Origin of the sequence: Streptosporangium saharense (assembly GCF_014203715.1) — a bacterium.
Lineage (GTDB): Bacteria > Actinomycetota > Actinomycetes > Streptosporangiales > Streptosporangiaceae > Streptosporangium > Streptosporangium saharense.
Window position 1 is genome coordinate 510,853 of sequence record NZ_JACHJP010000003.1, and the last position, 21,239, is coordinate 532,091.

Annotated in this window: 15 protein-coding genes; 4 read left to right on the plus strand and 11 right to left on the minus strand. The window is 74.1% G+C overall.

Translation table 11 applies throughout. The annotated features are described in order from the left end of the window. Positions 1 to 21 precede the first annotated feature (21 nt). Positions 22 to 597, plus strand: coding sequence for a TetR/AcrR family transcriptional regulator (locus FHS44_RS18335; protein WP_312863705.1), 576 nt, complete (start codon positions 22 to 24; stop codon positions 595 to 597). Between the two features lie 12 nt (positions 598 to 609). Here the strand turns inward: FHS44_RS18335 and FHS44_RS18340 are convergent, their stop codons facing one another. Continuing rightward, the gene (locus FHS44_RS18340) at positions 610 to 4,053 is read right to left on the minus strand and encodes a CHAT domain-containing protein (RefSeq protein ID WP_184716172.1); all 3,444 of its coding nucleotides are present in this window, start codon (positions 4,051 to 4,053) and stop codon (positions 610 to 612) included. 31 nt (positions 4,054 to 4,084) lie between these two features. Further along, positions 4,085 to 5,896: a WD40 repeat domain-containing protein gene (locus FHS44_RS18345; protein ID WP_221460936.1), complete on the minus strand. Its 1,812-nt coding sequence runs from the start codon at positions 5,894 to 5,896 to the stop codon at positions 4,085 to 4,087. A 164-nt stretch (positions 5,897 to 6,060) separates the two neighbouring features. Here FHS44_RS18345 and FHS44_RS18350 point away from each other — a divergent pair, with 164 nt between their 5' ends. Then, positions 6,061 to 6,408, plus strand: a complete 348-nt coding sequence (locus FHS44_RS18350) for a hypothetical protein (protein WP_184716174.1) — start codon at positions 6,061 to 6,063, stop codon at positions 6,406 to 6,408. Positions 6,409 to 6,412: 4 nt separating this feature from the next. Continuing rightward, on the plus strand, positions 6,413 to 7,324 hold the full coding sequence (locus FHS44_RS18355; protein ID WP_184716176.1) for a hypothetical protein: 912 nt from the start codon (positions 6,413 to 6,415) through the stop codon (positions 7,322 to 7,324). 5 nt (positions 7,325 to 7,329) lie between these two features. On the opposite strand, the gene FHS44_RS18360 is transcribed toward FHS44_RS18355, so the two are convergent. From FHS44_RS18360 to FHS44_RS18375, 4 genes are all read right to left on the minus strand, one after another. Then, entirely contained in the window at positions 7,330 to 8,676 is a 1,347-nt protein-coding gene (locus FHS44_RS18360; RefSeq protein ID WP_184716178.1) for a threonine/serine exporter family protein, read from the minus strand. Between the two features lie 72 nt (positions 8,677 to 8,748). Next, the gene (locus tag FHS44_RS18365) at positions 8,749 to 11,814 is read right to left on the minus strand and encodes a coiled-coil domain-containing protein (RefSeq protein WP_312863706.1); all 3,066 of its coding nucleotides are present in this window, start codon (positions 11,812 to 11,814) and stop codon (positions 8,749 to 8,751) included. A gap of 23 nt (positions 11,815 to 11,837) precedes the next feature. After that, positions 11,838 to 13,025 (minus strand): hypothetical protein, encoded by a 1,188-nt coding sequence (locus tag FHS44_RS40195; protein WP_221460937.1) that lies wholly within the window; start codon positions 13,023 to 13,025, stop codon positions 11,838 to 11,840. Beyond that, positions 13,015 to 14,232, minus strand: coding sequence for a hypothetical protein (locus FHS44_RS18375; RefSeq protein ID WP_184716180.1), 1,218 nt, complete (start codon positions 14,230 to 14,232; stop codon positions 13,015 to 13,017). The genes FHS44_RS40195 and FHS44_RS18375 overlap by 11 nt, the downstream gene beginning before the upstream one ends. Before the next feature lie 518 nt (positions 14,233 to 14,750). Here FHS44_RS18375 and FHS44_RS18380 point away from each other — a divergent pair. After that, positions 14,751 to 15,407 (plus strand): response regulator transcription factor, encoded by a 657-nt coding sequence (locus tag FHS44_RS18380; protein WP_184716182.1) that lies wholly within the window; start codon positions 14,751 to 14,753, stop codon positions 15,405 to 15,407. On the opposite strand, the gene FHS44_RS18385 is transcribed toward FHS44_RS18380, so the two are convergent. The 5 genes from FHS44_RS18385 to FHS44_RS18405 form a co-directional block, all read right to left on the minus strand. Then, positions 15,396 to 17,408 carry a prolyl oligopeptidase family serine peptidase gene (locus tag FHS44_RS18385; RefSeq protein WP_184716184.1) on the minus strand — a complete coding sequence of 671 codons (2,013 nt, stop codon included), beginning with the start codon at positions 17,406 to 17,408 and terminating at the stop codon, positions 15,396 to 15,398. The genes FHS44_RS18380 and FHS44_RS18385 overlap by 12 nt on opposite strands. Next, positions 17,405 to 19,108, minus strand: coding sequence for an ATP-binding cassette domain-containing protein (locus FHS44_RS18390; RefSeq protein ID WP_312863708.1), 1,704 nt, complete (start codon positions 19,106 to 19,108; stop codon positions 17,405 to 17,407). Before FHS44_RS18390 ends, FHS44_RS18385 begins: the two co-directional genes overlap by 4 nt. Next, the gene (locus tag FHS44_RS18395) at positions 19,105 to 20,802 is read right to left on the minus strand and encodes an ABC transporter ATP-binding protein (protein WP_184716186.1); all 1,698 of its coding nucleotides are present in this window, start codon (positions 20,800 to 20,802) and stop codon (positions 19,105 to 19,107) included. Before FHS44_RS18395 ends, FHS44_RS18390 begins: the two co-directional genes overlap by 4 nt. A gap of 79 nt (positions 20,803 to 20,881) precedes the next feature. Then, on the minus strand, positions 20,882 to 21,016 hold the full coding sequence (locus FHS44_RS18400) for a SapB/AmfS family lanthipeptide (protein ID WP_184716188.1): 135 nt from the start codon (positions 21,014 to 21,016) through the stop codon (positions 20,882 to 20,884). A 67-nt stretch (positions 21,017 to 21,083) separates the two neighbouring features. Continuing rightward, positions 21,084 to 21,218 carry a SapB/AmfS family lanthipeptide gene (locus FHS44_RS18405; protein ID WP_184716188.1) on the minus strand — a complete coding sequence of 45 codons (135 nt, stop codon included), beginning with the start codon at positions 21,216 to 21,218 and terminating at the stop codon, positions 21,084 to 21,086. Positions 21,219 to 21,239: the final 21 nt, after the last annotated feature.

Sequence of the window (21,239 nt, forward strand, 5' to 3'; positions counted from 1 at the left end):
GCCGGGAGAGCGAGGAGCCAGGTGGAGACGGTCCAGCGCCCCATGCGCGCCGACGCGCGGCGCAACTACGAGCGGCTGCTGACCGCCGCGCACGCGGCCTTCGCCGAGCAGGGCACGGAGGCCTCCCTTGAGGAGGTCGCGCGCACCGCGGGGGTCGGCATCGGCACCCTCTACCGGCACTTTCCCACCCGCAGGGCGCTGCTTGAGGCGGTGCTCCACGACAGCCTGGCCGGCCTCGACACGCGGGCCCGCGAACTGCTCGGCTCCGGCTCCCCGGGGGAGGCGCTCCTTGAGTGGACGCGTCACCTGATGGCCCACGTCACCGTCTACCGGGGGCTGGCCGCGACGCTGATGAGCAGCTTCGACGACCCGGCCTCCGAGCTGTACGGCGCCTGCGAACGGGTCCGGGTCGGTGGGGACGCGCTGCTGGCCTCGGCCCAGCGGGCGGGAGCCGTACGCGACGACGTCACCGGGGCCGACCTGACGAAACTCGTCAACGCGGTCGCCTGGGCCGGGGAGCACTGCGACGACGACACCGCCGAACGCCTCCTCACCCTGGTGATGGACGGCCTGCGGGCGGGGAACCGGCGGTCGTGAGGGCCGGACGCGTCAGGGGCCGCTGTGGATCAACGGGGCCCACAGGTCGGGGCGGTCCGGGTGCTCCTCGCGCAGACCGAGGGTGACCCTGTTCAGGACGGCCGCGGCCTCGTCGGCGACCGGGGTGCCGGGCAGCTCGCCGTAGAACGAGCGGGCGGCCTTGACGGCGACCTCGTCGGCCAGCGGCCAGAGGGTCGCCACCACGTGCCGGAAACCGGCGAGCTGGAAGGCGGAGGCCAGGTGCAGCACCTCGTCGGCGTAGCGGGTGCCGTGGTTCGCGGTGGAACAGGCCGACAGGTAGGCGAGCTCCGCCTCGGCCAGCCGTAACCCGCCGATCTCGGGCAGCCGTAGCGTCCTGTCGTGCAGCCGCAGACCGCTCTCGGCCGGGGAGGCCGGATCGACGATCCCGTGGCAGGCGAAGTGCGCCCACGTCGACCGCCCGAGGGCGGAGAGGACGCGATCGGCGGTCGCCTGCCCGTCGACGAGCGCCGCGCCGCCCAGAACGGTGGCCTCGGCCGCGGCCCCGGGTAGCTCCGGCAGTCCAGGGGTGTGCCGCAACGCGACGGTGAGGTCGCTGCGGCGCCCGCCCGGCGGGCGGTTACGGGCCTGCCTGAGTGAGCGCAGGGACGGCACGAAGGAGGAGACCACGACGTCGAGGGCTCCGGGCTCTCCGGGGCGTCCGGCGGCGTGCAGCGGCAGCAGCCCGAGCAGCCCGGTGGGCAGCCACCACACCCGGTACGGCGCGCCGCCGCGGGAACGCAGCGTCTCCACGACCGGTGCGACCACGGTGTCCCACAGCCAGCCCAGCACCTCGGCCACCACCCGGCGCCTGAGCAGCACACCCGCCAGCGAGAAGCCGCTCTCGACGGCCGTCAGCAGCGCCGTGACCTTAGCCTCGACCTCGGCCAGGCGCAGGCCGGGCAGCTCGATCGTGACCGGGGCGCCGTCGGCCCGGATGACGACGGCGTCGCCGCGGTCGCCACCGGCGTTGACCAGCACCGCGTGACCGCCCGCCGCTGCGGGCCGCAGGTCGGCCAGTCGCGGCACCGCCAGGAAGTCCTCAAGGCCGGGCAGCGCGCGGATGTCGGTGAGCAGGGCGTCGTAGTCGGCCCACCAGCGCCTGCGCTCGTCGGCGGGGAAGTCCGGGGTGTTGAGCCGGTCGCACACCCAGCGGAACCTGTCGGCGAGACGGGGGCTGCGGTTCCTCAGCTCCACCAGGTCGACCCTGGTGTTCGCCTGGCTCGCCAGCAGCACGCCACGGCCCAGTTCGGCGATCTCCACCGCGCCCGCCGGGTCGCCCGCCGCGCAGTGCGCGGCCACTCCCGTGCCGACGAGACCGAAGTGCTCGCCGATCCGGTGCTGCTGGTCGGCCCAGCCCGCCTCTCTTGGCGCCACGGAGGGCAGCAGCGTGACGGCGGCGTCCAGCATCGTCACCGCGAGCCCGGTCTGCCCTGCGGCCTGCGCCAGCGCGCCGACCGCGTGATGGGCCGCGACCCGGTCGACCGGGGACGCCGTGCGTGTCCCGGACACGGTCCCGGCCAGCTCGCGCAGCCGTTCCGGATCCGGCGAGGGCCCCCCGCCGGTGACGCGTTCGAGATAGGCGTCGCACAGGTCGGCCGTCAGCCGCGACCGGCCGGGGTGGCCCTCCGGGACGATCGCCAGCGCCCGCTCGCCGAGGCCGACGGCGGCGTCCAGGTCCTCGGGCGCTCCGCCGAGACGATGGCGGGCCAGCCGCGCCGCGGCGAGACCGGCCAGCCATCCCGGCAGGTCGGCGTGGTCGTCGGGGGTACCGGCCACGGCCCGTTCCCCCAGGTCGATCGCCCGGTCCAGGTCGGTCCTGTCTGTCGTGCCGTCTGCCGGGCCGCCGGGCGAGTGTCCGTGGCGGCGCCAGTAGGCGGTCGCGAGCCGGGCCCGGCGACCGGCGAGCGCGAAGTCGTCCTCGCCGGTCGCGGCCAGTGACCTCTCGCCGAGGTCGATCGCCCGGTCCAGGTCGGAGACGGCGCCCGTGGTGGGATAGCGCTGCTGGTAGGCGCCGCCCAGCGTGGACAGCCACTTCGGCGGGCAGGCGGCCGTACTCGCCAGGACCTCCTCGCCCAGTTCTATGGCCCGGGCCACGTCAGCCAGCACGCCGGTGCGCGCGTGGCGCGTCAGGTGGACGGCCGCGAGGTCCATGGACGCCCGGGCCCGGTCGGGGTGACCGGCGGGGACGGCGGCGAGCGCCCAGCCGCCCAGGGTCACCGCGCGGTCCAGGTCGGTGTCGGACCCGGCGCTCAGATAGCGCCGGTGGAGCGCCGCGGCGAGGCCGCCGAGGGCATCGGCCCGGCGCCGGTCCTCTTCGGGCAGGGCCGACAACGCCTGCTCGCCGAGTTCGACGGCGCGGTTCAGGTCTTCCAGCGCCCGGCTGCGTTCGTGCCTTCTGAGCAGGACCGACGTGGCGGCGACGAGGTGGGTGGCGCGCTCCGGGTCGTCCTCAGGCAGGGCGGCCACGACCCGTTCGCTGATCTCGGCCGCCCGCCACAGGTCCGCCCGTGCCCCGGAGCGCTCGTAGCGGCACAGCAGGCAGGCGCCGAGACCGGCCAGCACGGACGGGTCGGCCCGTCCCTCGGGCAGCGCCGCCGCCTGCTCGGACAGGGCCACCGCCCGTTCGACGTGTGTGGGGTCGCCGGTGTGCTCGTGGCGCAGGCGGTAGGCCGTTCCCAGATCCGACAGCAGGGCCGCGCGCGGACCGGACAGCGCCAGCACCCGCTCGAACAGGTCGATGACCCGTCGCAGGTCTGCGGGGTCGGCGTGGAGCCGATACCGGCACCGGTAGGCGAAGGCGAGACGGGACCACGACGCGGGGGCGTCGGTGCCGTGCTCGGCCGCGATCGCCACGGCCTCCTCACCCGTGCTGACGGCCTGGGCGAGGTCGGCCGCCGAACCGTCGCGTTCATGACGCAGGCGATGGGCGAGGCACAGGTGCGACAGCCTGGCGGCCCGGAGGGGGCTGCGCCTCGGCGACGCCGCGGCCGCGGGCGTCAGCAGCAGGATGCCGGCGTCGAGCAGGGCGGGATCCGGTCCGGAGGCCGACGCGCGCAGCAGGGTCAGGGCCGTGTCCGCCTGGGCGTCGGGGTCGGTGAACCGCCCGACCAGCGGGTTCAGCTCCGCCGGGACGCGGTGGACGTCGTCGGAGACCGCTTCCAGGCACAGCAGCGCCCTGGCGAGCTCGGCGTTTCTCCGCTCCCCGGAGGACTCGCGGTAACGCCAGTAGTGCAGCCTGCCCAGGGCGGTGCTCGCCGCGGTGAACTGCGCGTCCAGCGAGGGGGACGACGTGTCGAGATCGACCACCCGCACCGCTCTCCACAGTGCCACGGCGTCCCCGCTCGCCTCCGCGCCGAGGATCGTCTCGGTGTCGCCGGTCCACCGGTACTCGTCGACCAGCTTCTCCACCCGCCAGGTCAGGTCGTCGATGGGCATCGGGGGCGTTCCCTCCGGCCGTCGCGGGCGGCTACCACCGGATGTCCAGCCGCAGGACACGGGCCGGGCTGTCGTTCTCCCTGCCCGTGGCCAGCAGGAGCGCGCCGTCGTGCCGGGCCACGAGGCTGACGGATGTGCGGAAGCCGTTGTCCTCGTGCCTCAGCCTGGCGAGTACGGTGCCCGACTCGACGTCCCAGGCCAGGGTCTCTCGGCCGCCGGTCGCGGCGACGACCACCCGCAGGTCGGGCAGGACGGCGAGGGCGACGTCCCCGCCACCGTCCTCCGGCACGGACAGGGTCCGCACCACCTGGCCGGTGTGACCGTCCCAGACCCGTACGACGGATCCGGCGACGGCCGCGATCCGGAACGAGCGGTCAGCCAGGGACGCGACCGCCACCTTCGGCGGTGCCGACGCGAGGCCGTCACCCTCGATGATGAACTCGTGCGACTTCTGCCCGGTCGTGGCGTCCCAGACGTGTACGGTGGCCGCAGCTTCCATGTCCTCGGCCGCCGCCACCACGCACACGTGGCCGTCGGAGAGAACGGTCGCGGCGACCGACCACACAAGTTCGACGCCCGCTACCCCGACCTGGAAGGTCCGTATGTCCAGCTCGGTCTCCACGTCCCAGACCCGCACCGTCGCGTCGTCGCCACCCGTGACCAGCAAGGGCGCCTCACCCGGCGGGCAGGCCCAGGCGACGGAGTTGACGGGGCCGCGGTGCGCTTCGAGCTCCTGCAGCGCGTCGCCCTCGCGGGCCGACCAGAGCCGGGCGAGCCCGTCCTTGCCGCCGGTGGCCAGGGCGACCCTGCCGTCGCCGAGCACCGTCAGCGCGACCGCCAGGACCCATTCGCTGTGCCCGGAGAACGTCCGGACGCTCCGGCCGTCGCCGACGCTCCAGATGTGGGCCGCGCCGTCGTGGCCCGAGGCGAGCAGCTGCCTGCCGTCGGGGAGCGTGGCCAGGGCCAGGGCGTTGGGGCGCAGTTCGCCATCTGTCCCGCCCCACACCGCCGGGGTCACGTCCCGGACCTTCACCTCGGCCGGGCCCCAGTCTCTGGGTTCGGCCGTCATCCCGCTCACCGGGGCCGGTGGGACGGCGGGGATGGCTGCCTTCGGCCACTCCACGCGGGACGGCGGAAGGTACATGCGCTTGTAGGCGTCCAGGTCGTCGGAGTCGAGGATGGTCCCGGAGGACAGGACGGTGAGGCCCTCGGGAGGCCTGGACCTGCGGTCGACCGGCACGGAGGGGATGTCGCAGACCTGGTAGGGGAAGTCCTCGTCCAGGTTGTCGTACACGGCCTTCTCGTACTCCGCCTCGGCCCGCCTCCGCTGGGGGTGGTCGACCACCCGGTAGTCCGAGCCCGGGTCGCGGGCCGTGATGACGGCGTGGCGCCTGCTCCCGTCCAGCGGATCGTCGTACTCGACCAGCTCGATGTATCCGCCGAAAAGCGAGTGGGTCTCGGTTCTCCGTGACGTCGTGCCCGAGGCGATCGCGGTGGAGAATCTCTCCCAGAGCGGGTCCTTTCGACGGCCCCAGTACGAGTAAAGGCACGCGTCGTCGTTCATGTCGTAGAGGACCCGCGAACCGTCGGGACGAAACACCGTGGAGAATGGCCCGGAGTTGAGGGCGATTTGCTCCCAACGTCCCTTATGTCGGCCCATTAGTTCGCGTATGGCGTTCCAGGCGGCCTGTTTGTCGCCGAACCGCCGGCCGCCGAACCCCAGGTGGCGCACGTACCAGCCCTCACCGGCGAGCGTGCCGACCTGGATGTGCGCGGAGCCATCCAGTGGGCCGTGGTCCTTCAACGCCCACTGCATGACGGCCCGGTATCGTTCCGCGTCCAAGGCGACTTCCGCACATGGGTCGATCTCCACCCAAAGAATCCTAGCCACGACGCAATCCCAGGAATGCTGAAATCAGCGACATGGCGAAGGTGGCGAATCAGGAGGATCGGGTGACGCTCCGCCGAGGATTGCGGATAACGTTCCCGTTCGTGGAAAAGGAACAGATGGACACTTCGGAACGGCGCGCGCTGAGCATGCTGTGCGACGAACTGCCCGCGCTGCGGGCGCTGTGCGCCGTGGAGCCCGAGGAGAAGCGGTCGCTGCTGTCCAGGATCGAGACCGAGGCACGCACCCGCGGCCCGATCCTCGAACTGCTCGGCGAGCTTCTGGGCACCGGCGTGACCGGCACGGAGCGGGGACTGGGCGCGGGGCTGCCGGGAGCCGGGGCCGGACGGGCCGACGAGGAGAGCTTCGGCTGCCCCGACCACGCGTGCGACCGGGTCGCGGACACCGTCCCCGCGGGACCCGTGCCACGCTGCCAGATCACCGGCCTGCCCATGCGCCGGCGCTGACACCGTGGGCGACTTCTTCGGCGAACTGGCGAAGAAGCTGGCGGAACGGTGGGTCGGGCTGCTCGCCCTGCCCGGGCTGTTGTTCGTCGCCTGCGCGTGGGCGGGCCTGCAACTCGGGCACGCCCACGCCGTTGACCCGGACCTGCTGGCCGCGAAGGTCACGGCACTCGGCTCCTCCCTGGGCCGGTCGCCCGGCCCGGTGCAGGCACTGACGGCGGCCGGGCTGCTGCTGGCCTCCGGCGGAGCCGGGCTGGTGGTGCAGGCGCTCACCGGGCCGGTGCGCGCCTGGTGGCTCGGCCGGTGGCCGCCCGGGTTGCGCTGGGCCGAGAGACGACGGACCGCGGCCCGCGCGAGGCGGTGGGACCGGCTGGTGACCGCGCGCAGGAAACTGCAGAAGCGGTACCCGAAGACGAACCGGCCGCCCGCCCGGCAGGCCGAGATCGACATGATCGCGCACCGGGTCAACCGGCTCTCCCCGGCCACGCCCACGAGACCCACCTGGATGGGCGACCGCGTCGCGGCGGTCGAGCAGATCGCCCTGAACCGCTACGGGCTCGACCTCGGCTTCGGCTGGCCGCGCCTGTGGCTGGTGCTGCCCGACACCGTGCGGGCCGAACTCGCCGCGGCCAACGGCCAGTTCGCCGTCACCGTGGTCATCGCCGCCTGGACGCCGCCCTACCTCCTCCTGGGAGCGCTGTGGTGGCCCGCGCTGTTGATCGCGTTGGCCGTCGGCCTGACCGGATGGACCCGGGCCAGGACCGCGATGGCCGAGCTCACCGACCTGAGCGAGGCGACACTGGACCTGCACGGCCGCACCCTGGCCGTCGCCCTCGGCGTCGCCCCGCCCGACAGCACCGGGCCGCTCGACCTGTCCGAGGGGGAGGAGATCACCGCTCACGTGCGGAAGGGTCGCTGACCCGCTCAGTAGCCCCGGGTACGGCGGGCCGCGGGGCGGCTGATGAACGCGCGGGGACGGCCACCCCGGCGCCTGACCCTCCTGGTCAGGTCGGAGCCGGTGACCGCGCGCACGATCTCCCCGCCGAGGATGACCCCCGCGCCCAGGGCCAGCGCCGTGGAGAGCGCCTGGAGCAGGCTCTCCTGACCCGCCGCCCCGTGACCGAGGTTGACCTCAAGCATCCCCCGGTAGAGCGCGGTTCCCGGCAGCAGCGAGCCGATCGCCGGAATCGTGATCACCATCGAGGGGACCCTGGCGCGCCGGGCGTAGGCGCCGCCGTACAGGCCGACGACCGCGGCGGCGACGGCCGTGGCCAGGATGATCGGCACCTGCCAGACGTGCAGCTGCACGAAGACCATCCAGACCAGCACGCCGCCGAGCGCCGCGGGAAGCAGGTGGCGCGGCGGCACGAGCAGCGCCACGGCGAACGACAGCGTCACCCCGACGGCCCCGAGCAACTGTTCCGGCCTGATCAGCAGCGGCGCGGACGGCACGTCCTCGACGGTCAGCGGCACCCCGAGGCGGACGGCGGCGTACAGCGTGATGCCGATGCCGGAGATGATCGCGGTCAGGATGAAGAAGATCTCGAAAAGCCGCCCGGTCGCCGTGACGTACTCACCCGCGATGCCGTCCTGCACGCACGCGACCATCGGCCGTCCGGGCAGCAGCGCGATGACGGCGCCGACCACCACGGCCTCCGCCCGCACCGGAACGCCGAGCGCGACCATCAGCACCGCGACCAGCGAGCCGAGCATCGCCGCGACCGTGAGCTGGAAGAACTCCGCGACGCCGCGTCTGGCGAGCCAGGCGCTGGCCCGGTCGCCGAGCACGGTCGCCGCGAACGCCGCCGCGGCGACCAGCGCGCCACCGCCGACCAGGATGCTCGCCGAGGCCGCGATCAGCGCGAGCGCCGTGATCAGGAACCAGTCCGGATAGACCCGGACCCGGCGGGTGATCTTCCGTAGCCGGGATTCGGCCTCCTCAAGGGGGACGGACCCGCCCGAGGTCTCCCTGATCATCTCGTGGACCGCGATCAGCCGGTCGTAGTCGGGCAGGCGGCGCCGTACCCGGCGCTCGGCGGTGACCGGGACGCTCCCGTCGGAGGGGACGTGGGAGAGCGTGATGGCCGACAGGTTGACGTCCGCCTCGCAGTGCGGCACGCCGTAGGCGTTGGTGATCCTGCGCATGGCGCCGGAGACCGTCTCGGTGCTCTCGCCGCTGCCGAGCAGCAGCTCACCGACCCGCAGCGCCAGCGCCATCGCCCGGTAGAGGTCGTGCTTCGGGGGTGTCCGATCCAGCGGCGACGCCGACACCGATCCTCCCTGACCCTCCCGGCCGCCACCGGCCGTACCTCCTGCGAGGTTATCCGGTCAGCCGCCCCTCTCTCACCGTTCGTCCCCCACGGCCGGTTCCGCACCGTCCGTCTCCGGTGTCCGCCTGGCCACCGCGGTGGCCAGCGCCCGCACCCGCTCCGCGTGATTGTCATGGCCGACGATCACAGGCGGCTCGTTGTACGGCATGGCGTCCGAGGAGCGGCGCAGCTTGATGTACTGCCCGCAGGCGTCGACCGCGTAGGGCTCCATGTCGTCCTGGAGCGCGCCGATCACGGTGATGCCGTAGGTCTCGCCGATCTTCCTGAACAGCGCCACGGCCTCCCTGCGGTGCTCCTTGCCCAGGTTGCGGCCGAGCTCGTCGAGGACGAGGCACAGGTGGCCGCCGCCCGAGGAGGCGATCGCCGCCGCGCAGACCAGCTTGACCGCCTTCTCGTCCATCAGCGCCGTGTTGGCCCGCCGGTTGTACGGCACGAAGCCCTGGCCCTCGCCCCTGCGCCACTTGGGGGTGACCCGCCACGCCCAGCGCTGCTCGGGGTCGGCGGGCGCGGGCGGCACCGGGAACTCCAGCGTCGCGCCGTAGCCGCCGTAGGAGGTGTCCAGCCGGTCGAACTCCTCGGCGACCCGGGTCAGCCGCGCCCTGATCGCCGCGCTCAGTGCCGCCCGGTGCACGGTGGTCGACTGCGCGGCCTCCTCGGCGCCCTTCGCCGCGGCGGCCAGGTCGCGCTGCCTGGTGGCGAGCTGGGACTCGATCTGACGGCGCTGGTGGCGTTCGTACTCCTCCTGGCCGCGCAGGTAGGACGCCAGGGCGGCGCAGACGCCGGGGAAGGTCGCCTGCTCACGGGCGGTGCGCCCGGCGCCGGGCTCGGTGCGCTGCCGTACCAGGAAGGCGAGCTCCTCGGGCATCTCGTCGTCCTCGCCGGGGAAGGTGTCGCGCAGCGCCTCGTCGAGGCGGCGCTCCGCGGCCCGCCACCACTCCTCGGCCGTCAGCGGGGACTCCTGCTCGCCCAGCGCCGTCAGCCACTCGCGGGCGCCCTCCACGGTGCCGCCCCACTCGGCGGCCAGCGCCTCGATGCCGAGCGCCCGCCGCTCAGCGGTGACCGTGGCCGCCCGCTCCGCCGCCCGGTCGCGCTCGGCCTCGTGCCCGGCCCTGCGGCCCTCAAGGCGCTCGATCTCCATGTTCCTGGTCCTGGCGCGGAAGTCGAGGGCGCCCGCCCGCCGCTCCGCGTCGCCGACCTTCGGCCCGGTCTCGGCCAGCGCCTCGGTGAGCCCGGTGAGCGCCTCGCGTCGTTCGGCCAGCCGCCGTTCGACGTCGGCGAGCCGTACGGCCGCCCTGGCGCCCTCCAGCCTCCGGCCCGCCTCAGCGACGCCGTCCTCGGCGGCGCGCACCGCCTCCGCGGCCGCCTCCTGCGCGTCACGCGCCCGGTGCAGCCGCAGTTCGGCGGCCTTGATGCGCGCCTCCCTGCCGGTCGTGACCGCCTCGAACGCCCCGACGACCGTGACGCCCGCCGCGCTCACCAGCACGGAGCCGGGCAGCGCGTCCAGCGCCCGGGCCGCGGACGCCAGGTCGGCGGCGTCCACGACCACGGCGTGCTCCCTCGGCCAGCCACGGGCGCCCAGCGCCGCGGCGACCGCCCGTCCGGCCAGGTCACCCGTGTCGTCCCTGGCGTGCTCTGCGACGTCGAGCGCGTCGAGCAGGCCGCTCGCCTCGACTCCCGCGGCGGCGAGCGCGTTGAGCTGCGCCGCGGCGGGGCCGCCCTCGGCGTCGTCGAGCGCCGCCTTGGCCCCCTCGGCCTCGCGGTCGGCGACGCCCAGGGCCTTCAGCGCCTCGTTGAGCCTGAGCCTGGCCTGTTCGAGCTCGCCCTGCGCGGTCCGCACGTCACGGCCGTCGGCGAGTCGCCGCTGCTCCTCAAGGCCGGGGATCTGCCCGCGCAGCTCGTCCACCGCGTTCTCCGCGACCGCGCGGTCGGCGTCCAGCTTGGCCGTACGCGCCTGGAGGGCGGTCAGCTCCCTGCGGGCCTCGGCCAGGCCGCGGTCGAGGGTGTCGTCCTTCAGGGTCGCGATCTCCGCCCTCACCTCGGCGATGGTCTCGGCCGCCCGTTCACCCTCGGCGAGCGCCCGCTCCAGGTCGGCGGCGAGCGCCTCGTCCCGCCGCGCGGCGTCGGCCAGCCTGCGCGCCAGCCGCCCACGCCAGCAGCGCGTGCTCTCCGCCAGCCGTACCCTCGCCCGGTCGCGCCTGTCGAAGGTCTCAAGCAGCGACCGTGACTCGTCCTCGAACTCCCTGAGCAGTTCGGCGGCCCGTGCCGCCCGCACCCGTCTGGCGTGCTCGTCGCGCCGGGCGTCGCGCTCCTGGTCGAGCTCGGTGTCCAGCCCGGTCAGCGCGGCGATGGCCTCGAAGACCCGCTCGGGGGAGATCTCGTTGAGCGGCTGGGACAGCAGGTTCGTCGCGATCTTGCTCCGCACCGAGGTGGACAGGAACGACACGCACCTGACGCGGTCGCCGTACAGGAACCTGGTCAGGTCGCGGGCGACGACGTCCCTGCGGCCCGCCGAGCGCGGCAGCGTCGCCCACAGGTGGTCGGCCCGCGTCACCCGCTCGGCCTCGGAGGCGGCCGTGGCCACGCACACCCCGGGCGTCCAGCGGATCTCCAGGTGCGGGGCCTCCTGGTTGACCCGCAGCCACACGGTCAGCGCGTCGTCCAGCCCGTCGCTCTCTCCGGCGCTCGCGAAGACGCCCACGATGTAGCCGTGGTCGGCGCTGGCCCACGTCCTGCCGCCCCCGCCCGCGGCCAGCTCGGCGTTGAACAGCAGCTCGGAGACCGCCTTGGCGCCCGAGGCGAAGCGCCACTGCTCGTCGCCGAGCAACGCGGTGATCATCGCGATGAACGAGGACTTGCCCGCGCCGTTGGAGTCCTTCGGCCCCGCCCCGGCGACCACGATGAGCGTCCCCGGCACCGTCGGCACCGGGTGGGTGGACAGCCGGGAGATGTTGACCGCCTGCACGGCGATCAGCACCCGGTCGCCGACCACGTTCTCACCCGGCGCCGCGGCCCTGGCCTCGACGGGCACCAGGCTGGCCTGCCCCGGCCCCCTGCCTGCGCTGTCCGGCTGCTCGGTCACCCCTGTCGTTCCCTTCGTCTGTCTCATCGGCGGTTGGCCCTCACGGCGGCGGCCAGCGGGGTGTGCGGTCCCGCGGCGAGGATCAGCTCCTCCTGCAGGCGGCGCCTGGCCTGCGGGGTCAGCCGGTGGAACTGCGGCCCCGGGATGTAACCCCCGGCCTCCTCTCCCGCCTTGACCTGCGCGACCAGGCCCGCGTGGCGTAGCGTCCGCAGCGCCGCGTCAAGCTCGCCGACCGGCAGCCTGGTGTGCCTGCGCAGCTCGTCGGCCTGGGCGGGGAAGGGCGAGAGCCAGCTGTCGGCGGGCAGCAGCCCGTCGGCGCGGGGGATGGCCACCGAGTGGACCAGCACCAGCACCAGCACCGCGCGCTCGGCCTCCCCGAGGGACGCGCCGACCAGCATGGCCGTGCCGTCCTCGTAACCCGAGGTCCACCGCTCACGGTCCTGCACCAGGACACGGCCCCGCCGCCGCAACATCTCCGCGACCGTACGGCGGGGCGCCGGGTCGCGCAGCGCGGGGAAACGCGCCTCCTCGACGGGCTCGGCCGCGTGCTCGACCGCCATGAACGCGGCCACGATCTCGGCCCTGCGCCGCTCGTCGAAGGGCGTGAGCAGGTCCTCGTCCACCCCGTCGGGCACCGAGACGCCAGCCCCCTCTACAACCTGGGGCTCGGCCCGCTCCTGGGTGGGCAGGACGTCGAGCCCGGCGGAGCCGTCCTCCCCCGAGGGAAGGCGCCGCAGCAGCTCCCTGAGCTGGGCGTGCGAGGCCGGAGGCCAGCAGGCGCAGCGGGGGCCGAGCCGTACGAGACCGGCGTCCACGTCGAGCCAGGCCGAGTCGTGCAGGCGGCGCAGCGCGCCGATCGCCCAGTTGCGCATGAGGTCGTCGCCACGGCCGATCAACGCCCGGTAGGCGGACAGCACGTCCTCGACCGGCGCGGGGGAGCCGGGCCACGGGTCGGCGGACAGGTCGCTCCAGCAGCACTTCAGCGCCGCGGCCAGCACCCGCCTCGTCTCTCCGGCCCGCTCCACGTTCACCGGCGCGACCTGGTACTCATCGAGGAGGGACGGCGTCGCCCCGTCGGGCCAGGCGGGCAGCGCCGTACCGGACCCGTCGGGGTTGTCCAGCCGGGTCATCCCCGGGGGCGCGGGCTCACCGGCGTCGAGCGTGAGGGGGCCGTCCGCCCTGGCCCGCGCGTGCGCCAGCTCAGGCGTCATGGCCCGACCTCTCCAGCAGGCCGTGCGAGAGCCACGTCGGCTCCGCCTCCGGGTCCGCGGTGAGGTCGTCCGACCAGCGCAGCCGGTAGGGCGACTCGGGACGCAGGTCGGCCGAGACGAGGTCGGCCAGCAGGCGGCGGGCGGAGACCCACTCGCCGTCCGCGGTGAGCAGCTCCTCAAGACGGGCGCTCGACCGCCCCGCGAGCGCCGCCTCCGCGACGGCCGTGAGATGGTCGAGCCCGCCGCCACCGGCCTCGTGGGAGTCGGCGGGGCCCGGGTCGGGCAGCACGGAACGCGGCGGCGTCGGCTGGGCGGGGGCCGGACGGGGACTCTCGTCCACGGCCCTGACGATCGCCGCGGGATCGTGCCACGGCGCGGGGGCGTCGAAGACGAACCCGTCGAGCACCGAGGCGAGTCGCTCTCTCGGGGCGGTCTGGGCGAACGTCCGCCAGGTCTCCGCGGGCAGCAGGGTGAGGTTCCTCGTCGTGCCCGCCGAGTCGGCGAGGCGGCCCGCGGCGCGGCGGGAGGCGTCGCTGTAGGAGTAGATCGAGGCGCGCAGCTCGGTGCAGGTGCGGTCCAGGTCGGGCCAGCGGGTCAGGATCGTGGCGTGCAGGCTCTGCGCCCTGCGGGCGATCTCCTCGGTGCCCCAGAGCTTGGGCGCCTGCTCACGCAGCTCCTCGATGGTGCCGCTGGTCAGCGTGATCAGCTCCAGCGCCCACAGCCTGAAGGCGCGCGACAGGTTCTGCGCGCTGAGCCGCGCCTCCTCCATGGTCGTGCGGGGGTCGGCGACGTTGAGGTCCTCAAGGGCGAGCAGCCGGTGCATCTCCGACTGGCCGCCGTCGTCCATCATCCGGCGGACGAACATCAGCCCGACCACGCTGGTGAACGACGCCCGGTAGCGGAGCTGGTTCGGCTTGGGGAAGACCTCGCGGATCGCGCCCAGGCCCCTGAGCACCCGCAGGCGGTTCTCGAACTGATCGAGGGGGTAGGCCCGGCAGACGTGCCGCATCTGCTCGTGGGTCAGCCACTCCTCGCCCGCCTCGGCGAACGCCGCGAACAGCGTCTCGGCGATGTCGACCAACGCGGGGTCGTCGACCACGGCGCCGCTGTCGCGCGCGAGCGCGGCGAACATGCGCCGGTAGGTGGCGAGCACGGCCTCCTCCGAGAGGGCCGAGTCAAGCGTGATCTCGTGGTTCGTCTCTGGCACGCGCCCTACCGTAAGGCTTCCCCCCGACAATCACGGCCCCGACACCGTACGGCCCGGCGCCCACGGTGGGACCGTACGGCACGCGAAGGTGATCAACCGGAAAGGGGATGGTTTCGGCCACCCCTCGGAGGATAATGGATCTACACGAATTCCCATTCATGCATGATATTTCCCGATATCTCCCAGTTTAACGATTTATGGTGGCCTTGGGGTGTTTGTGGCGCGGGTCCATTTTGCGGCCGCGGGCGGGGATGCGTACCCTTCGCCGTGCGGCTGTGACCTGGACCGGGGGCGCCTCTCAGGAGAAGATGGTTTTCGCCTGGTACGGGGGAGAAAATCCGTTCCGGCTTTCCGATTTTTCGGATTCGTGTCCTCGGGGAGGCTTAATCCGTGTGGGGTGGGTACTCGTCTGGCCTATCCGGGTGGCGAACGGCTCCAGCGGGTAGCACAATGATTTCCGCGGGTGACATCCGGAGCAATTGAGACACGAGCTTCCCGCCGAAAAGGGGACACGACCCGTGATAAGCGTCCTGATCGCCGAGGACATGCACCTCGTTCGTGGAGCGATGGCCGCGTTGCTCTCCGCCGAGCATGACATCAAGGTGGTCGAGGAGGTCGGTCACGGTGACGACGTGGTGCCCTGCTGCCTGCGGGCCAGGCCGGACGTCGCCCTCCTCGACATCGGGCTTCCCGGCACCGACGGCCTGTCCGCGGCCTGCGAGCTGACCCGGGTGCTGCCCTCGTGCAAGGCCGTCATGCTGACGGGCCTGGCCACCCCCGCCGCGCTGCGGCGCGCGCTCGACGCCGGGGCACGCGGCTTCGTCGTCAAGGACGCCCCCGCCGGAGAGCTGGCCGACTGCGTGCGCAGGGTCGCCGCGGGCGAGCGGGTCATCGACGCCGAACTGGCAGTCGCCGCCCTCCACGCGAGGGAGAACCCCCTCACCGCCCGCGAGCTGGAGGTGCTCAAGGTCGCGGCGGAGGGGGAGCCGGTCAACGAGATCGCCAAGCGGCTCTTCCTCTCCGGAGGAACGGTCCGAAACTACCTGTCGCGGATCCTCGCCAAGATGGGGGCCAGGACCAGGGTCGAGGCGGTCACGATCGCCCAGGAGGCGGGCTGGCTGTGGCCGGAGGACGTCAGGCGGATCGGCCTGATCCGCTACCGGTCACGCGCCTGAACCACGGGTGAGACCGGTGTGCCGGGCCAGGAAGGCCAGCATGTCGGCGGCCAGGTCAACCGACCGGCTTGCCGATCTGGCCCCGTGACCGACGCCGTCCTCGTGGCGCAGCACGACCGGTCCGTCCCCCGAGGTCGCCCACTGCAGGGCAGCGCACATCTTGCGGGCGTGCAGCGGATCGACCCGGGTGTCGCCGCCGAAGGTGGTCAGCAGCGTCGCCGGATAGTCCGTCCCCGCCACGACCCGGTGGTAGGGGGAGTAGCCCAGCAGCCAGCCGAGCTGCTCGGGGTCGTCGGCCGAGCCGTACTCGCCCCGCCAGGCGGGACCGAGACCCCAGCGTTCGTAGCGGACCATGTCGAGCAGCGGGGCCGAGCAGACCACGGCGGCGAACAGGTCGGGACGCTGCGTCAGCACCGCGCCGGCCAGCAGGCCCCCGTTCGACTCCCCGCACACGCCCAGTCGCTCCGGGGTGGTCCAGCCCTCGGCGACGAGGTGTTCGGCCGCCGCCACGACGTCGTCGAAGGTGTTCTGCTTGGCGCCGAGCATGCCCGCCCTGTGCCAGTCGGCTCCTTCCTCGCCGCCGCCCCGGGCCTGGACGAACGCGAAGACCCCGCCCGCCTCCACCCAGGGCAGCACGTAGCTGGAGTACGACGGCGCCAGCGGACGTCCGAATCCGCCGTAGCCGTACAGGACGGTGGGCCGGGGACCCGAGCCGGGGCGGGCGAGCACGAGCATCCGCACCGGGGTGCCGTCGGCGGAGACGCAGACCAGCCGGTGTGACGCGACCGAGGGCACCTCGACGGCACCGGGAGCCGCCTCCCAGAGCGTGGTCCGTCCCGTCCGGGCGTCGTAGCGGTGCACGCCGACCGGGGTGAGGCCGTCGGTGTAGGTGAACCAGACCTCGGGTCCCCCCTCGGGGCGGGTGGACATCCGTCCGACGGAGCCGAGACCGGGCAGCGGGACCAGGCCGAGCCGCCCACCGGTCGCCGGGTCGTGGACGCTGATCTCGCCGGTCGCGTGGCGGGTCCAGCCGACCAGCAGCACCGGCCCCCCGGCTCCCTCGGCGACCGTGAAGTCCCCGATCACGGCCTCGGGGTCGGGGCCGACCAGTTCGCTCCAGTCCTCGGGCGAGGGGCGCGCGGGGTCGGCGACGCACAGGCGGCCCCGGGGCGCGTCCCGGGTGGTCAGCAGGTACAGGCGGCCGTCGGGGCCGACCCCGGCGACCGTCACCGCGTCCGTCCCCTCCTGGACCGGCCGCAGCGCGGGCCGTTCCGGGGGCGAGGCGGCCAGGTCGGCCAGCCACAGGTCGTTGCCGCCGGGACGGGCCGCGGAGATCGTGAGCCAGCGCCCGTCCGCGCTGATCCCCAGGCCGTAGGACCGCTCCTCGGCGCGGACCACGACGTCGTCGTCGGCGGGGGTGCCGAGCCGGTGCAGGCAGACCCGGCGCCCGCGCACGTAGAAGAAGGACTTCCCGTCGGGCAGCCACGCCACCGGCGAGTAGCGGCAGCGGTCGATCGGCCCGTCCAGGACCTCACCGGTCGTGACGTCCGCGACGTACAGGTGCGAGTGCTCGTCACCGCTCCTGGAAAGCTGGAAGGCCAGCGACCGGCCCTCGGCGTCCGGCTGCCAGTGGTCGAGCGTGACCAGCCCGGCGGGATCGAGCGCCCCGGGATCGACCAGCGCCCTCTCGTCCTCTCCCAGACCCGCGACGTGCAGTACGGCGTGCTCCTGCTCGGCCGTGCGACGCAGGAGGAAACGCCGCCCGCCACGCCACATCGGCGTCCCGGCCGTCCCCGCCCCGGTCAGCGCCGCCACCCTGGCGTGCCACCCGTCGCGCCCGGGAAGCGTGGCGGCGTGCTCGCGCCACAGCCCGTCCTGCGCGGCGAGCCAGTCACGCGTCCTCGGGTCGTCCCCGTCCTCAAGCCAGCGATACGGATCGGGTACGGCCCGCCCGAACAGAACGTCGACGACCGGTTCCCGCTCGGCGGGCGGATAGATCATGGGACGAGCTCCTGGGTCTCCGCGGGGTTCCAGTGCCCCGCCAGTTCCGCGTACGGCGGGCACGAGGCGAGCAGTTCGTCATGGGTCCCCAGCCGGACGTCGGTGCCGTCCATGACGAGGATGCGCCCGGCCCGTCTCGCCGAGGTCAGCCGGTGGGCCACGACCAGCAGCGTGCCGCCCCTGCGGGCGAAGGCCTCCTCCGCGACGGCCTCGGCCGCCGGGTCCAGGTGGCAGGTCGCCTCGTCGAGGATCACCAGCCGGGCCGGGCTCAGGTAGGCGCGGGCCAGGGCGACAAGCTGCCGCTCACCGGGTGAGAGCAGCCCCGGGTCGACCTCGGCCGAGCAGCCGCCGAGCCGCGTGACCAGGGCGGTCAGCCCGACCGCGGCCACCGCCTCCTCGACGGCCTCCGCCGGTGCCTCGGCGAGGTAGGTCAGGTTCTCCAGCAGCGTGCCACGGAAGACGTAGGCCTCCTGGGGGATCAGCACCCGGCTCGCCGGGTCGAGCAGCTCGGCGGGGACGCCCCCGACCAGGACCTCCCCGGCGTCCGGCGTCAGCACCCCGGTGACGAGCGCGGCCAGCGTCGACTTGCCGATGCCGCTGGGCCCGACGACCGCGACGTGGTCGCCGTCCCCGATCGACAGGTCGAGGCCGGAGATCACCGGCTCGGCGTGCGGGCCGTAGGCGAAACGCACGCCGCGCAGCCGTACCCCGGCGTCCTCGGGGGTGCGCCGTTCCACCGCGGGCAGGGGCGGGGCGCCGTGACGCAGGACGCGTTCAAGCGAGACCCGCAGCTTGACGCCGCTCATCCCGAGCCCCTGCACCAGGTTGCCCAGCGCCGGGGCCAGCGACTGGGTGACGTAGACCAGGGCGCCGAGGATCACCCCGGCCCCGGCGCCGCCGCGCACCAGCCAGGGGGTGCCCACCAGGATCAGCAGCACCGGCAGCCAGCCCCCGACGGCGAGCGAGGCGGTGCGCAGCGCGGTCACCCCGGCGAGGGCGCGTCCTGCGCGTTCCTGCAGCCGCACCTGGCGGCCGAGGTCGTCGGCGACCCGCCGCTCCGCGCGGCAGGCGGTGATGTCGCGCAGCGCGCCCGCCATGTCGGCCAGCGACTCCGCGGTGCGCTCGTCGGTGAGGATGAACTCCCGCTGCCGCCTGGCGAGCGCGGGCAGCGACACCAGGAACAGGCACAGGCCCGCGACGAACGGCGGCAGCACCAGCACGAGCACCTCGGGGGCCAGGGCGCCCAGACCGAGCATGACGCTCACCACGGTGAAGGCGAAGGACCTGACGACCGTGATGACCGAGGCCAGGGCGTCCCTGGCCAGCTCGACCTGGAGGTTGGCCCTGGCGACCGCCGCGGTCCCGGGACCGTTGCCCGTCGCGGCCGAACGGCGCAGCGCGCCGCCGACGACGTGACCGAGCAGATCCTCACGGAACGGCTCGACGATCGCGCCGACGGTCAGCACGACCTGACGCGCGCCGACCGCCGCGACCAGCCATGCCCCGCCGAGTACGGCGAGCCACGCGAAACCGGTCCAGACCCGGCCCGCGGCGAAACCGTCGTCGATCGCCCTGGCCACGGCCAGCCCGACCAGGAGGGCGGGCGCGGTCTCGGCCACAGACCAGGCGCAGAGCCTCAGCAGCAGGCGGGGCTCACGCAGCAGCGCCCCGCGGACGGGACCGCCCCCCACGGCCCTCACGACGTGCCCGCCCGCACGGTCTCCTGGGCCTGGAAGACCGCCCGGTAGGCGGGGTCCCGCCACAGCCTGGCGTGCGTGTCGCAGGCGCGCATCCGTCCCTCCTCAAGCCAGACGACCAGGTCGGCGGCGGCGGCGGTCGCGGCCCGGTGCGCCACGATCAGCCGGGTACGGCCCCGCAGCTCGCCCGCCAGCGCCCGGCTGACCTGTCGTTCCGTGACGGTATCCAGGCTTGATGTGGCGTCGTCGAGGACGAGCAGGCGGCGGCCGTGCGCGAAGGCCCTGGCCAGGCCGAGGCGCTGCCGTTCCCCGCCGGACATCGGGGCCTCGCGCAGCGGCGTGCCGTACCCGAGCGGAAGTCTGCGCACGAAGCCGTCGGCGCACGCGGCGCGGGCGGCGGCGCGCACCGTGCTCTCGCGGTCGTCCGCGTCGGCGACTCCCAGGCCGATGGCGTCGGAGATCGTCTCCCCGGGCAGGACCGGGCGTTCGAAGGCGTAGCCGACGGCGGCGCCGAGCGCCTCGGCGGAAAGGTCGGGCAGCGGCACCCCGTCCAGGCTGACCCGTCCCGCCTCGGGGTCGGCAAGCCGTCCCGCGAGGGCGGCGAGCCGGGACTTGCCCGCTCCCGACCTGCCGACGACGGCGACCGAGGAGCCGCCGGGGACGACCAGGTCGATCCCGCTGAGCACACCCGCGCTGACGCCGCGCAGCTCCAGGGTGCCGGGGCCCTCGGGCAGCGGCAGGCCGCCGTGGGCGGTCACGGGCACCTCGGTCAGCTCCGCGAGGCGTCCCGCCGCGGCGCGCGCCCTGGCCAGGCGGGCGACGTGGCCGAGCGCCGCGCCGAGCCCGGCGCCGAGCACGACGTAGCGGGCGGCGGCGTACAGCTCTCCCGCGGTGAGGTCGCCCGCGGCCAGCCGGAGCCCGCCGACGCCGAGCACGGCCACCTCAAGCAGCGGCACCACGGCGCCCGCCCTGACCCCCGCCTGGGCGTTGGTCCGCCACATGTCCATGGCGTGCGCGCGCAGCCGGGGCAGGGCGTCGAGCACCCGGGCGCGTTCCCGCTCCTCGGTGCCCGCCGCGGCGATCGTGCGCGCCCCGGAGAGGGCGTCGACCAGGCGCGCGGCGATGTCGGCCTGCGTCCGCTGGTAGTCACCGGCGAGCGAGGTGGTCGTGCTGAGGAAGGCCCGCAGGACGAGCGCGATGAGGACCAGACCGGCGACCAGGGTCAGGGCAAGCCAGACGTCGATGAGGACGAGCGCGACCAGGCCGCCCAGGGTGGGAACGAGCAGCGCCGCCCCGGTGACGATCGACTCGGGCCCCCGCCCGGTCTCGTCGGCGTTGACGCCCATCCGGGTGACCAGGTCGCCCTCGGGGAAACGGCGGGTCATCGCGGGGCCTACCCCGAGCACGTGCCGCAGGATCCGCAGGCGCAGCCACCGGGTGGCCCGCGCGCCGCCGCCCCCGGCCGCCCAGACGCCGAGGATGTCGCACAGCGCGATCAGGACCACGACGGACCCGCAGGTCACCAGCCAGGTACGGCTCGCGGGCCCGGCCGCGACGAGGGTGTCGACGGTTCTGCCCAGGACGTAGGGGAGCGCGAGCTCGCCGAGGGAGCCCGCGAGGGAGGTGAACACCAGCACGTACAGCCAGGGACCGCTGTGTCTCAGCGTCCGCACGACCAGCCGATCCGCCGTCCGCACCGCTCCTCCTTCGGCGACTCCTGGAAAAGGGCGATGCCCGGGACGGCTGCCGTCGCCGGCCGTCCCGGGCATCCGCTTACTAGTGGCAGAGAACCAGGCTGAGGTTGCTCGGCGTGTGGGACTCACAGCCCAGGACGGTCAGCGTGCTGCCGCCGCCGCCACCGCCGTGGCCGCCGCCGGGGGTCTCCAGGGTCTGCAGGTCGAGAAGAACCATGGTGTTGCTCCACTTCTGGGAGTTGTGCTGGAAAAGCTGGGGGAGAACAGGGGGCCTCAGGAGAGGCTCAGTGGCACAGGACCAGGCTGAGGTTGCTGGGCGTGTGGGACTCGCAGCCGAGCACGGTCAGCGTGCTGCCGCCGCCGCCACCGCCGTGGCCGCCGCCGGGGGTCTCCAGGGTCTGCAGGTCGAGAAGAACCATGGTGTTGCTCCACTTCTGGTG

Excerpts from the sequence above, each read along its gene's own strand:
- FHS44_RS18385 (WP_184716184.1), bottom strand. The coding sequence starts at position 17,408 with ATGATCTATCCGCCCGCCGAGCGGGAACCGGTCGTCGACGTTCTGTTC.
- FHS44_RS18350 (WP_184716174.1), top strand. The coding sequence starts at position 6,061 with ATGGACACTTCGGAACGGCGCGCGCTGAGCATGCTGTGCGACGAACTG.
- FHS44_RS18400 (WP_184716188.1), bottom strand. The coding sequence starts at position 21,016 with ATGGTTCTTCTCGACCTGCAGACCCTGGAGACCCCCGGCGGCGGCCAC.
- FHS44_RS18340 (WP_184716172.1), bottom strand. The coding sequence starts at position 4,053 with ATGCCCATCGACGACCTGACCTGGCGGGTGGAGAAGCTGGTCGACGAG.
- FHS44_RS40195 (WP_221460937.1), bottom strand. The coding sequence starts at position 13,025 with ATGACGCCTGAGCTGGCGCACGCGCGGGCCAGGGCGGACGGCCCCCTC.
- FHS44_RS18405 (WP_184716188.1), bottom strand. The coding sequence starts at position 21,218 with ATGGTTCTTCTCGACCTGCAGACCCTGGAGACCCCCGGCGGCGGCCAC.